Annotated in this window: 10 protein-coding genes; 6 read left to right on the top strand and 4 right to left on the bottom strand. The window is 74.9% G+C overall.

Annotated features, from left to right (window positions below; translation table 11 throughout):
• Positions 1 to 37 precede the first annotated feature (37 nt).
• Positions 38 to 979, top strand: coding sequence for a ribokinase (locus tag ACZ4SV_RS27810; RefSeq protein ID WP_365880363.1), 942 nt, complete (start codon positions 38 to 40; stop codon positions 977 to 979).
• Complete coding sequence (rbsD, locus tag ACZ4SV_RS27805; protein ID WP_365880361.1) at positions 976 to 1,365, top strand: D-ribose pyranase; 390 nt, start codon at positions 976 to 978, stop codon at positions 1,363 to 1,365. The genes ACZ4SV_RS27810 and rbsD overlap by 4 nt, the downstream gene beginning before the upstream one ends.
• 91 nt (positions 1,366 to 1,456) lie before the next feature.
• Here rbsD and ACZ4SV_RS27800 read toward each other — a convergent pair whose 3' ends face one another.
• Genes ACZ4SV_RS27800 through ACZ4SV_RS27790 form a run of 3 tightly spaced genes read right to left on the bottom strand, consistent with a single transcriptional unit; the run spans position 1,457 to position 4,589 of the window.
• Positions 1,457 to 2,257, bottom strand: a complete 801-nt coding sequence (locus tag ACZ4SV_RS27800) for a sugar phosphate isomerase/epimerase family protein (RefSeq protein WP_468007355.1) — start codon at positions 2,255 to 2,257, stop codon at positions 1,457 to 1,459.
• A 32-nt stretch (positions 2,258 to 2,289) separates the two neighbouring features.
• The gene (locus ACZ4SV_RS27795; RefSeq protein WP_365880359.1) at positions 2,290 to 3,441 is read right to left on the bottom strand and encodes a dihydrodipicolinate synthase family protein; all 1,152 of its coding nucleotides are present in this window, start codon (positions 3,439 to 3,441) and stop codon (positions 2,290 to 2,292) included.
• Positions 3,438 to 4,589 carry a Gfo/Idh/MocA family protein gene (locus ACZ4SV_RS27790; protein ID WP_468007312.1) on the bottom strand — a complete coding sequence of 384 codons (1,152 nt, stop codon included), beginning with the start codon at positions 4,587 to 4,589 and terminating at the stop codon, positions 3,438 to 3,440. Before ACZ4SV_RS27790 ends, ACZ4SV_RS27795 begins: the two co-directional genes overlap by 4 nt.
• A 214-nt stretch (positions 4,590 to 4,803) precedes the next feature.
• Here ACZ4SV_RS27790 and ACZ4SV_RS27785 point away from each other — a divergent pair, with 214 nt between their 5' ends.
• From ACZ4SV_RS27785 to ACZ4SV_RS27770, 4 genes are all read left to right on the top strand, one after another.
• A complete protein-coding gene (locus ACZ4SV_RS27785; protein WP_468007310.1) occupies positions 4,804 to 5,853 on the top strand; it encodes a LacI family DNA-binding transcriptional regulator in 1,050 nt (349 codons plus the stop codon).
• Between the two features lie 151 nt (positions 5,854 to 6,004).
• Positions 6,005 to 6,805: a sugar phosphate isomerase/epimerase family protein gene (locus ACZ4SV_RS27780; protein ID WP_468007308.1), complete on the top strand. Its 801-nt coding sequence runs from the start codon at positions 6,005 to 6,007 to the stop codon at positions 6,803 to 6,805.
• A gap of 196 nt (positions 6,806 to 7,001) precedes the next feature.
• Positions 7,002 to 8,333 (top strand): MFS transporter, encoded by a 1,332-nt coding sequence (locus ACZ4SV_RS27775; RefSeq protein WP_468007306.1) that lies wholly within the window; start codon positions 7,002 to 7,004, stop codon positions 8,331 to 8,333.
• A 190-nt stretch (positions 8,334 to 8,523) separates the two neighbouring features.
• Positions 8,524 to 10,401, top strand: coding sequence for a glycoside hydrolase family 3 protein (locus ACZ4SV_RS27770; protein ID WP_468007304.1), 1,878 nt, complete (start codon positions 8,524 to 8,526; stop codon positions 10,399 to 10,401).
• 1 nt (position 10,402) lies between these two features.
• On the opposite strand, the gene ACZ4SV_RS27765 is transcribed toward ACZ4SV_RS27770, so the two are convergent.
• Positions 10,403 to 11,812, bottom strand: a complete 1,410-nt coding sequence (locus ACZ4SV_RS27765) for a S28 family serine protease (RefSeq protein ID WP_468007302.1) — start codon at positions 11,810 to 11,812, stop codon at positions 10,403 to 10,405.
• Positions 11,813 to 11,849 lie beyond the last annotated feature (37 nt).

Genomic DNA, 11,849 nt, shown 5'->3' with positions numbered 1-11,849 from the left:
CCGGTCCGCCCGGCGTCATCCGACAGGGAGTCAACTGATGTACGACTACGACCTGCTGGTCGTGGGATCGGCCAACGCCGACCTGGTGATCGGCGTCGAGCGGCGGCCGGCCGCCGGCGAGACGGTGCTCGGCGGCGACCTGGCCGTGCACCCGGGCGGCAAGGGCGCCAACCAGGCGGTCGCGGCGGCCCGGCTGCGGGCCCGTACGGCGCTGCTGGCGCGGGTCGGCGACGACGGCCACGGCCGGCTGCTGCTGGACTCCCTGCGCACGGCCGGGGTGGACACGGCGGGCGTGCTGGTGGGCGGCGCCCCGACGGGGGTCGCGCTGATCACCGTGGACCCGGAGGGCGACAACAGCATCGTGGTGTCGCCGGGCGCCAACTCCCGGCTGCTGCCCGCCGACGTCCGGGCGGCCGCCGGCCTGGTCCGCGCCTCCCGGGTGGTGTCGGCGCAGCTGGAGATCCCGCTGGAGACGGTCGTGGAGACCGTACGGTGCCTGGCGCCGGGCAGCCGGTTCGTGCTGAACCCGTCCCCGCCGCGCGAGCTGCCCGCCGAGGTGCTGGCGGCCTGCGATCCGCTGATCGTCAACGAGCACGAGGCCCGGGTGATCCTCGGCGGTGCCCCGGTGGGCGACGATCCCGCGGAGTGGGCGCGGCTGCTGCTGGCCAGGGGTCCGCGGTCGGTGGTGGTGACGCTGGGCGCCCGGGGAGCGCTGGTGGGCGACGGTTCGGGGGTGACCCGGGTGCCGTCGGTGGCGGTGGCCGCGGTGGACACGACCGGCGCGGGCGACGCGTTCACCGCCGCGCTGGCCTGGCGGCTGGGCGCCGGTGCGGACCTGGCCGGGGCGGCGGCCTACGCGGCCCGGGTGGGCGCGGCGGCCGTGACCAGGCGGGGCGCGCAGGAGTCGTACCCGACGGCGGAGGAGGTCGAGGCCCTGGGCGGCCCCGGGGACGCGCCGGCGCCCGGGGCGGACCGGTGAAGAAGGCGGGCATCCTCAACCGCCGGCTGGCCGGGGCGCTGGCCGGACTCGGGCACGGGCACGAGGTGCTGGTCTGTGACGCGGGCATGCCGGTGCCGGACGGGCCCTGTGTCGTGGACCTGGCGTTCCGGGCCGGCGTGCCGTCGTTCGCGGAGGTCCTGGACGGTCTGCTGGCCGAACTGGTCGTGGAGGGCGCCACGGCGGCCGAGGAGGTCCGGGCGGCCAATCCGGCGGCGGCCGGGCTGCTCGCGGGCCGCTTCCCGGAGCTGGCGCTCGTGCCGCACGCGCGGCTGAAGGAGCTGTCGGCCGGGGCCCGGCTGGTCGTGCGCACCGGAGAGGCCCGGCCGTACGCGAACGTGCTGCTGCGCTGCGGGGTGTTCTTCTAGCCGGCTTCTCACCGGCTTCCAGCCGACGGCACGGACCGGACGTGCGAGGGGGCGCCCCGGCCTCGCGGAGGCGCCCCCTCGGCGTTCCCCGCTAGCGGATGACGTGCTCCACGAACCGCCGGGCCGTCTCCGCCAGCACCTCGCGGCCGTCGCGTGCCCACAGCCGCTCGTTGAACAGCTCGACCTCGATCGGCCCGGTGTAGCCGGCCGCCTCCACGTGCCCCTTCCACTCCCGCAGGTCGATCGCGCCGTCCCCGAGCTGGCCCCGGCCGTTGAGGACGCCCTCGGGCAGCGGGGTGGTCCAGTCGGCGAGCTGGAAGGCGTGGAGACGGCCGCCCGCGCCGGCCCGGGCGATCTGCGCGGGCGCCTGGTCGTCCCACCAGACGTGGTACGTGTCCACGGTCACCCCGACCTGGCCGGCGGGGAAGCGTTCGGCGAGGTCCAGGGCCTGGGCGAGGGTGGAGACCACACAGCGGTCGGCCGCGTACATCGGGTGCAGCGGCTCGATGGCGAGGCGTACGCCGCGTTCGCCCGCGTACGGGGCGAGGACGGCGAGGGCGTCCGCGATGCGCTCCCGGGCACCGCGCAGGTCCTTGTCGCCCGCCGGCAGACCGCCGCAGACCAGGACCAGGGTGTCGGTGCCGAGCGCGGCGGCCTCGTCGACGGCCGCCCGGTTGTCGCCGAGCGCCTCGGCCCGCCGCACGGGATCGGCGGCCGTGAGGAAACCGCCGCGGCACAGGGTCGTCACCGTCAGACCGGCGTCGCGGACCAGCTTGGCGGCCGCCTCGACGCCGTACGCCCGGACCGGTTCCCGCCACAGGCCCACGTGGCCGATGCCCGACCGGGCGCAGGCGTCGGTCAGTTCGGGCAGCGAGAGCTGTCTGACCGTCATCTGGTTGACGGACAGCCGCGCGAGGTCCCGGGTCACTGGTCCACTCCGTACAGGCTCAGCAGGTTCCTCATCCGCTCCTCCGCCAGTTTGGGGTCGGGGAACAGGCCCAGGCCGTCGGCGAGTTCGTAGGCGCGGGCCAGGTGCGGCAGGGAGCGGGCCGACTGGAGGCCGCCGACCATGGTGAAGTGGCTCTGGTGGCCGGCGAGCCAGGCCAGCAGGACCACGCCCGTCTTGTAGAAGCGGGTCGGGGGCTGGAACAGGTGGCGGGACAGCTCCACGGTGGGGTCGAGCAGGGCGCGGAAGCCCTGGACGTCACCGGTGTCCAGGACCCGCACCGCCTGGGCCGCCAGCGGGCCCAGCGGGTCGAAGACGCCGAGCAGGGCGTGGCTGAAGCCCTGTTCGTCGCCCGCGATCAGCTCGGGGTAGTGGAAGTCGTCGCCCGTGTAGCAGCGCACGCCCCGCGGCAGCCGGCGCCGCACCTCCACCTCGCGCCCGGCGTCCAGCAGGGAGATCTTGACGCCGTCGACCTTGTCCGGGTGGGCGGCGACGACCTCCAGGAAGGTCTCGGTGGCCGCGTCCAGGTCGGACGAGCCCCAGTAGCCCTCCAGGGCCGGGTCGAACATCGGGCCCAGCCAGTGCAGGACCACGGGTTCGGCGGCCTGGCGGAGCAGCCCGCCGTAGAGCTCCAGGTAGTCGTCGGGGCCGCCGGCGGTGGCGGCCAGGGCGCGGGACGCCATGAGGACGGCCTGTGCGCCGGCCTCCTCGACCACGGCGAGCTGTTCCTCGTAGGCGGCGCGGATCGCGGCCGGGCCGCCGGCGGTGAGCTGGTCGGTGCCGACGCCGCAGGCGATGCGGCCGCCCACGGCGCGCGCCTCGGCCGCGCTGCGCCGGATCAGCTCGGCCGCGCCCGCCCAGTCCAGGCCCATCCCGCGCTGCGCGGTGTCCATCGCCTCGGCCACGCCGAGCCCGTGCGCCCACAGGTGGCGGCGGAAGGCGAGGGTGGCGTCCCAGTCGACGGCGGCGGGCGAGTCGGGCGAGACGTCGGCGTACGGGTCGGCGACGACATGGGCCGCCGCGAAGACCGTACGGGAGGTGAAGGGGGCGCCGGCGTGGTGGGACGGCGGGTCGGTGCGCGGGTCGTAGCGGCGCAGGGTGCCGTCGGCGGACGGGAGCTGGAGAGTCACAGGGCGATCTCCGGCACGTCGATGCGGCGGCCCTCGGCGGAGGACCTCAGGCCCAGTTCGGCGAGCTGGACGCCGCGGGCGCCGGCCAGCAGGTCCCAGTGGTAGGAGGTGCCGGCGTAGACGTGCTTGAGGAACAGCTCCCACTGGGCCTTGAAGCCGTTGTCGTACACGGTGTTGTCGGGCACCTCCTGCCACTGGTCGCGGAAGACCTCGGTGGCGGGGAGGTCCGGGTTCCACACGGGCTTGGGCGTGGTGCCGCGGTGCTGCGCGCGGCAGGTGCGCAGGCCGGCCACCGCCGATCCCTCGGTGCCGTCGACCTGGAACTCCACGAGTTCGTCGCGGTGCACGCGCACGGCCCACGAGGAGTTGATCTGGGCGATGGCGCCGCCCTCCAGCTCGAAGATGCCGTAGGCGGCGTCGTCGGCGGTGGCGTCGTAGGGCTTGCCCTGTTCGTCCCAGCGCTGCGGGATGTGGGTGGTGGCCAGGGCCTGCACGGACGTCACCCGGCCGAACAGCTCGTGCAGCACGTACTCCCAGTGCGGGAACATGTCGGTGACGATGCCGCCGCCGTCCTCGGCGCGGTAGTTCCAGGAGGGGCGCTGGGCGGGCTGCCAGTCGCCCTCGAAGACCCAGTAGCCGAACTCGCCGCGCACGGACAGCACACGGCCGAAGAAGCCGCCGTCCAGGAGCCGCTTCAGCTTCAGCAGGCCCGGCAGGAAGATCTTGTCCTGGACGACGCCGTGCTTCACGCCCTGGTGCCGGGCGAGGCGGGCCAGCCGCAGCGCGCTCTCCAGGCCGGTGGCCGTGGGCTTCTCGGTGTAGACGTGCTTGCCGGCGGTGATCGCCTTGGTGAGGGCCTCCTCGCGGGCGGAGGTGACCTGGGCGTCGAAGTAGATGTCGACGTCCGGGTCGGCGAGGACGGCGTCCAGGTCGGTGGAGACGTGGTCGAGGCCGTGCCGCCCGGCGATCTCCCGCAGGGCGTGCTCGCGGCGGCCGAGGAGGATGGGCTCGGGCCAGAGCACGGTGCCGTCGCCGAGGTCGAGGCCGCCCTGCTCGCGCAGGGCGAGGATCGACCGGACGAGGTGCTGGTGGTAGCCCATGCGCCCGGTCACGCCGTTCATGGCGATACGCACCGTCTTGCGTGTCACGTCAAGTTCCCTTCGTGAGCCGCCGTAGCAAGCGCTTTCTATCGAGGAGAAGCTAGCCTCTGCCCGTGGTCTGTACAAGACCGTGTTCCAGGGGGAGTTGTCCGAGGTGGCGAACACCTGCACGCCATGGCCGTAAGGTCTGCTCGGAACCGGGGCCCGAGCCCGGTTCGCCTGCGAGGGGCGACTGCCCGACCCGTGACCGGAGGACGACGAGATGACCGTGACCCTGGCGGACGTGGCGGCCCGCGCCCAGGTCTCCCCCGCGACGGTGTCGCGCGTGCTGAACGGCAACTACCCGGTGGCGGCCGCCACACGCGAGCGGGTGCTGCGGGCCGTGGACGAGCTGGACTACGTCCTCAACGGTCCCGCCAGCGCGCTCGCCGCGGCCACCTCCGACCTGGTCGGCATCCTCGTCAACGACATCGCCGACCCGTTCTTCGGGATCATGGCGAGCGCGATCCAGGGCGAGATCGGCGGACCGGGCGGGCGCGCGGGCGGCGAGCGCCTGGCGGTCGTCTGCAACACCGGCGGCTCGCCCGAGCGCGAGCTGACGTATCTCACCCTGCTCCAGCGGCAGCGGGCCGCGGCCGTGGTGCTGACCGGCGGGGCCGCGGAGCACGCGCCGCACACGGCGGCGGTGGCGGCGAAGCTGCGCAAGCTGGCGGACGCCGGGACCCGGGTGGTGCTGTGCGGGCGCCCGCCGGCACCGGACACCGGGGCCGTCGCGCTCACCTTCGACAACCGGGGCGGCGCCCGCGCGCTGACCGGCCACCTCCTCGGCCTCGGCCACCGCCGGCTCGGCTACATCGCCGGCCCCGCGGAACGCACCACCACCCGGCACCGGCTGGAGGGCCACCGCGCGGCCCTCGCGGCGGCGGGCGTCGCGGAGGACCCGCGCTGGACGGTGTACGCCCGCTACGACCGCCGGTCCGGCTACGAGGCCACGCTGGAGCTGCTGCGCCGCGATCCGTCCCTGACGGCGATCGTGGCCGCGAACGACACCGTCGCCCTCGGCGCCTGCGCCGCGCTGCGCGAGTCCGGGCTGCGCATCCCCGAGGACGTCTCCGTGGCCGGCTTCGACGACCTGCCGTTCAGCATCGACGTGGTGCCGTCCCTGACGACCGTCCGCCTGCCCCTGTCCGAGGCGGGCGCCCGGGCCGGCCGCATCGCCATGGCCCGCGAGGAACCCCCGCCCGGCGGGGTCGCCTCGGCGCGCGGGGAACTGATGGTGCGGGGGTCCACGGGGGCGCCGCGGGCGTCCTGAAACGGGACGGTGACGTACAGCACCCGTGACCGGCGCCGCGGGCTTCCTGAGCGGGACGCGTGGCGGACAGGGCCGGGTGCGGTCGGGCCGGCTCGCGGTGCCGGGGCCGGTGGGGGCATGGCCGGGGGGCTGGCGGGTACGTTCCGATGTCATGAAGCTGGCGTTCTCCACTCTCGGTGTCCCCGGTCTGCCCGTCCCGGAGGTCCTCGCGCTCGCGACGGCGCACGGTTACCACGGCGTCGAGCTGCGCGCCCACCCCGAGGAGCCGGTGCACCCGGGCCTCGGCCCCGCCGAACGCGCCGATGTCGCCGCCCGGTTCCGGGCCGCCGGGGTCGGGCTGCCGGGCCTGGCCGGGTACGTCCGGGTGGCCGCCCCGGGCGAGGACGCGCCCGTGCTGACGGAGCTGCGGGACCTGCTGCGGCTGGCCCACGACCTGGAAGCGCCCTTCGTCCGGGTCTTCCCGGGCGCCGGGGCCGACCTGCCCGTGGAGGAGGCGGACGCGGTCGCCGCCCGGCGGCTCGGCACCGCCGCCGAGGACGCCGCCGCGCTCGGCGTCCGCATCCTGCTGGAGACCCACGACTCGCACCGCACCGGCGCCGACGCGATCCGCGTGCTCGGCCCGGTCGGGCACCGGCAGGTGGGCGCGCTGTGGGACGTGCTGCACACCTGGCTCGGCGGCGAGCAGCCGGCGGACAGCTACGCGGCCCTCGCCCCGCACCTGGGTTATGTCCAGGTCAAGGACGTGGCCTCCGCCGAGGACACCACCCCGCTGCCGCTCGGCGCCGGTGTGCTGCCGCTCGCCGAGTGCGTGGACGTGCTCTCCCGGCACGGCTGGGACGGCTGGCTGTGCTGGGAGTACGAGAAGCGCTGGCACGAGACGGCCGCGCCGCTGCCCGGACTGCTGGACGCCGGCCGCGAGCACCTGCTGCGGCTGCTGGGCGAGGCGGCGTAACCGGCCGGGCGGGGCGACGCAACCGGCCGGGCGGGGCGGCGAATCCGGCTGAGCGAGCGGTGTAACCAGTCGGGCGAGGCGGCACAACCGGCCGGGCGGGGCCGCTGCCAGGGGAAAAACGGCTGGCGGCGGCCGGAAGGGGCGGCTAGCCTCCCCCGGTGATCCCGCCCCCGGGGCCCTGCGCCCGCTTCCGCTCATGAGCCTTGCCCGCTCGCTCGTCGACGTACGGCCGCTGCGCGCCTCCCCCGTCTTCCGGCGGCTGCTGATCGGGCGGACCGTGTCCGTGCTCGGCGGGTTCATGACCATGGTGACGGTCATGTACCAGGTGTGGGACATGACCCACAGCACGGCCTGGACCGGCGCGGTCGGGTTCGCCAACGCGCTGCCGCTGGTGGTGTTCGGACTGTTCGCCGGGGCGTGGGCGGACCGGGCCGACCGGCGGCGGCTGTTCCTGATGGCCACCGTCGGCCAGGCGGTCTGCTCGCTGGCGCTCGCGGTGCAGGGCTTCACCGGGCACGTCCCGGTGGCCGGTGTGCTGCTGCTGGTCGCCGCGCAGTCCACGTTCGGCGCGCTCGGCGCCCCGGCCGCCGGGGTGTTCCTGCCGCGTCTGCTCCCACGGGACCAGGTGGCCGCCGGGCTGGCGCTGCAACAGGTGACCGCGCAGTCGATGATGCTGCTCGGGCCCGCGCTGGCCGGGGTGCTGCTGGGCTGGTTCGGCATCGGCGTCTGCTATCTGCTGGACGCGCTGAGCTTCGGTCTCGCCTTCTACGGCGCCTTCGGGCTGCCCGCGCTGCCGCCGGAGGGCGAGCCGTCCCGGGCGGGGCTGCGCGGCGCGCTGGACGGGCTGCGGTTCCTGGCCGGGCACCGGGTGGTGCGCGGCGCGCTGATCACCGACCTGGCCGCCACCGTGCTGTCGTTCCCGGTGAGCCTGTTCCCGCTGGTCAACGCCGAGCGGTTCGGCGGTGATCCGCGCACCCTCGGGCTGTTCCTGTCGGCGCTGGCGGTGGGCGGTGTCCTTGCGACCGGCCTGTCCGGTGCGCTGACCCGGCTGGGCCGGCCGGGCCCGGTGATGCTGTGCGCGTCCGCCGCCTGGGGCGCGGCCCTGGTCCTGTTCGGCCTGTCCACCAGTGCCTGGGCCGGGCTGGCGCTGCTGGTGGTGGCCGGGGCGGCGGACGCCACGGCGGTGGTCTCGCGTTCCACGATCGTGCAGACCCGCACCCCGGACGCGCTGCTCGGCCGGGTCACGGCGGCGGAGCACATCGTCGGACAGGCGGGCCCGAGCCTGGGCAATGTGCGCGGCGGGCTGCTGGCCGGCTGGACGTCGGGCGTGACCGCGCTGGTGAGCGGCGGGGTGCTGTGTCTGCTGGCGGTGGCCTCGGTGGCCGCGACGACACCCGGGCTGCGGGGGCGGAAGGCCGCCGCCGGGGAGCGGGAGGCCGCCGCCGGGGAGCGGGAGGCCGCCGCCGGGGAGCGGGAGGCCGCCGCCGGGGAGCGGGAGGCCGCCGCCGGGGAGCCCGCCGGGCCGTGAGCGGCGCGGAGGCCGGCCGGGCACCGGCCCGCGGGGTGTGCGCGGTGGCGGGCCGGACGCGCGCCCCGGGAATGCGCCGCCCGTGGCCCCTTCCTGGTTACTGTGCATTCCCTTGACGGAAAGAAACTTCCCGGATATTGGTGATTCCTCGGAAGTTTCCTTCAGCGGTTCTCCTCTGGAAGGAGCGCACGTGCACGACACCAGCACGGGAAGCGACACCGGCACAGGAAGCGACACCGGCTCAGGAAGCACCGGACACACCGCGCGGCCGTCCAGACGCGCCGTCCTCGCCGCGAGCGCGGGCCTCACCGCCGCGCTGACCGTACCGGCGAGCGCGCACGCCGCCGCCCACGGCGTCCCGGGCGAACGCGCGCTGCGCGGTCTGGTCTCCCGCATGACGCTGGAGGAGAAGGTCGGCCAGCTCTTCGTGATGCGGGTCTACGGCCACTCCGCCACCGCTCCCGACCAGGCCGACGTCGACGCCAACCTGACCGAGATCGGCGTCCGCACCGCCGCCGAGCTGATCGCGAAGTACCGGGTCGGCGGCATCATCTACTTCACCTGGGCACACAACACCCGCGACCCGCGGCAGATCGCCGCGCTCTCCAACGGCATCCAGCGGGCCTCGCTGGACCAGCCGCGCGGGCTGCCGGTGCTCATCGCCACCGACCAGGAGCACGGCGCGGTGTGCCGGATCGGCCGGCCCGCCACCCTCTTCCCGGGCGCGATGGCGCTCGGCGCGGGCGGCTCCCGCTCCGACGCCCGGACGCTCGGCCGGATCTCCGGTGCCGAGCTGCGCGCGCTGGGCGTCAACCAGGACTACGCGCCCGACGCCGACGTGAACGTCAACCCGGCCAACCCGGTCATCGGCGTGCGCTCCTTCGGCGCCGACCCGGACGCGGTCGCCGCGCTGGTCGCCGCCGAGGTGAAGGGCTATCAGTCGGCCGGGGTCGCGGCGACCGCCAAGCACTTCCCGGGCCACGGGGACACCGCCGTCGACAGCCACTACGGCTTCCCGGTCATCACGCACAGCCGGCGGCTGTGGGAGGAGCTGGACGCCGTGCCCTTCCGGGCCGCGATCGCGGCCGGGATCGACTCCGTCATGACCGCGCACATCCAGTTCCCGGCCCTGGACGACTCGGGCGACCCGGCCACGCTCTCCCGGCCGATCGTCACCGGCATCCTGCGCGGCGAACTCGGCTACGACGGTGTCGTGATCACCGACTCGCTCGGCATGCAGGGCGTGCGCACCAAGTACGGCGACGACCGGGTGCCGGTGCTGGCGCTCCGGGCCGGTGTGGACCAGTTGCTCAACCCGCCCTCGCTGGACGTGGCGTGGCACGCGGTGCTGACGGCCGTGCGGGAGGGCGAGCTGACCGAGGAACGGCTGGACGCATCGGTCCTGCGCATCCTGCGGCTGAAGGCCCGGCGCGGCCTGTTCGACCGGCCCTGGGCCGATCCGGCGGGCGTCGGCCGCGCGGTGGGCACCAGGTCCCATCTGGCCGCCGCCGGCCGTATCGCCGACCGGACCACCACCCTGCTGGTCAACGAGGACGGCACCCTGCCCTTCGACCGCCGCCGGGTACCCCGGCTCCTGGTCGTCGGCGCCGATCCGGCCTCCCCGTCCGGGACTACCGGCCCGCCCACCGGCGTCCTGGCCGCCGCCCTCACCGAACTGGGCTTCACCGCCACGGCCCTGTCCACCGGCACGGCGCCCTCCGCCGCGACCGTCGACCGGGCGGTCACGGCGGCGCGGGACGCGGACGCGGTGGTCGTGGCCACCTACAACGTGACGGCGGGCAGCTCCCAGCGGACCCTGGTGGACCGCCTGCTGGCGACCGGCAGACCGGTCGCCGTGGTGGCGGTCCGCAACCCGTACGACATCGCGCACCTGCCCTCCGTCCGGGCCTTCCTGGCCGCGTACGGCTGGACGGACGTGGAACTGCGCGCCGCCGCACGGGTCGTCGCCGGCCGGGTGGCACCGCGCGGGAAGCTGCCGGTGCCGGTGCAGCGGGCGGACGACCCGGCGCGGGTGCTGTACCCGGTCGGGTACGGGCTCACGTACTGACTCAGGGCCGCAGCGCGGGCTCCCGCTCGGCGTCCCGGACGTCCAGCCGCGTGTCGTACCGGGCCAGCGGTTCGGCCTGGGCGACCGTGGCCGGCGGCAGGCCCGCCCAGTCCAGGATGCGGGCCGTGGCCAGGCGCCGCTGGTCCGCGACCAGACCCGCCACGTTGGCGCCGTGGTTCATGCCGGGCGCGGTCAGGACGTAGGAGTCACGGGCGCCGGCGCCCGTCCGGAAGCGTTCCGAGCCCCACGGGTCGTTCTGGCCGTAGACGAAGAGCATGTGCGTGGCGTGGTGACGCACCCAGGTGTCCACGTCCCGCATCGCCGCCGGCCGGAAGCGCATCGGGATGGAGCGCGGCACGTACTGGCGCGGCGGCTGGTAGCCGTAGCGGATCAGGCGCCGTTCGATGTGCGGGAAGTGGATGGTGGGCGCGCCCAGCTGGGTGCCGGCCTGGTAGTAGTACGGGGTGTACGGCTCCAGGCCCTGGTCGGTGTAGGCGGAGAAGCCGGAGATGGTGTCGACCGAGGTCCAGATCGCCTCGTCGCTCGCCGTGGCCGCGTCCGCCGGGACGGTGTCGCAGTCCTTGAGCAGGCTGTACTGCCAGAAGCCCCACACGTAGTCCAGGACGACCGCCTCGTACGCCCGGTCCAGGCCGCCGATGGTGTCGAAGGTGTAGCCCTTCTCGGCGGCGTACGCGGCGTACCTCTTCTCCAGCGGCCCGCGGCGCACCAGGGCCTCGCGCTGTACGGCGTTCAGCCGGTCCCGGCACTCCTTGGTGCCGACCCGGGCGAAGAACCGGTCGTAGGCGGAGTCCTCGTCGTTCACCACGTCGTTCGGGGCGACGTAGGCGACGACGCCGTCCATGTCCCGGGGGTAGAAGCGCTCGTAGTAGGTGGCCGTCATGCCGCCCTTGGAGCCGCCGGTGGCCAGCCAGTTGGCGGAGTAGATCCCCTTCAGCGCCTGGAACACGCGGTGCTGGTCGCTGGCCGCCTGCCAGATGTCCAGCGTGGACCAGTCGGCCGGGTCGGGGCGGGAGGGGGTGAAGAAGCGGTACTCCAGGGAGACCTGGTTGCCGTCCACGATCTGGGTGGGCTCACGGCGCGAGGGGGTGGTGGAGACGTTGTAGCCGCCGGTGTAGAAGACGGTGGGGCGGCTGGTGTCCTTGTGCAGCACGGTGATCCGCTGCCGGAAGGTGCCCCGGTCCGGGTGGCGGTGGTCGACGGGCTGGGTGTATTCGAGCACGAAGTAGCGGTAGCCGGGGTACGGCTTCTCCTGGACCAGGCTCATGCCGGGTATCGACAGCAGCCGGTCCTTGATGTCGGTGGGCTCCGCGGCGGTGGCCGCGCCGGCCGTCGTGCCCAGGGTGCCGATGAGCACCGTGAGCGCGAGCAGCCATCCGAGCGCCTTGCGCATGCGCACTCTCCCCTGTGAGACAGATGTGCGCCGGAAA

Source organism: Streptomyces sp. NPDC027672 (assembly GCF_055566335.1).
Note: the sequence above shows the minus strand (reverse complement) of the source record. Positions and strands in the feature narration are given on the sequence as shown.

Excerpts from the sequence above, each read along its gene's own strand:
- ACZ4SV_RS27810 (WP_365880363.1), top strand. The coding sequence starts at position 38 with ATGTACGACTACGACCTGCTGGTCGTGGGATCGGCCAACGCCGACCTG.
- ACZ4SV_RS27800 (WP_468007355.1), bottom strand. The coding sequence starts at position 2,257 with ATGACGGTCAGACAGCTCTCGCTGCCCGAACTGACCGACGCCTGCGCC.
- ACZ4SV_RS27785 (WP_468007310.1), top strand. The coding sequence starts at position 4,804 with ATGACCGTGACCCTGGCGGACGTGGCGGCCCGCGCCCAGGTCTCCCCC.
- ACZ4SV_RS27780 (WP_468007308.1), top strand. The coding sequence starts at position 6,005 with ATGAAGCTGGCGTTCTCCACTCTCGGTGTCCCCGGTCTGCCCGTCCCG.
- ACZ4SV_RS27775 (WP_468007306.1), top strand. The coding sequence starts at position 7,002 with ATGAGCCTTGCCCGCTCGCTCGTCGACGTACGGCCGCTGCGCGCCTCC.
- ACZ4SV_RS27765 (WP_468007302.1), bottom strand. The coding sequence starts at position 11,812 with ATGCGCAAGGCGCTCGGATGGCTGCTCGCGCTCACGGTGCTCATCGGC.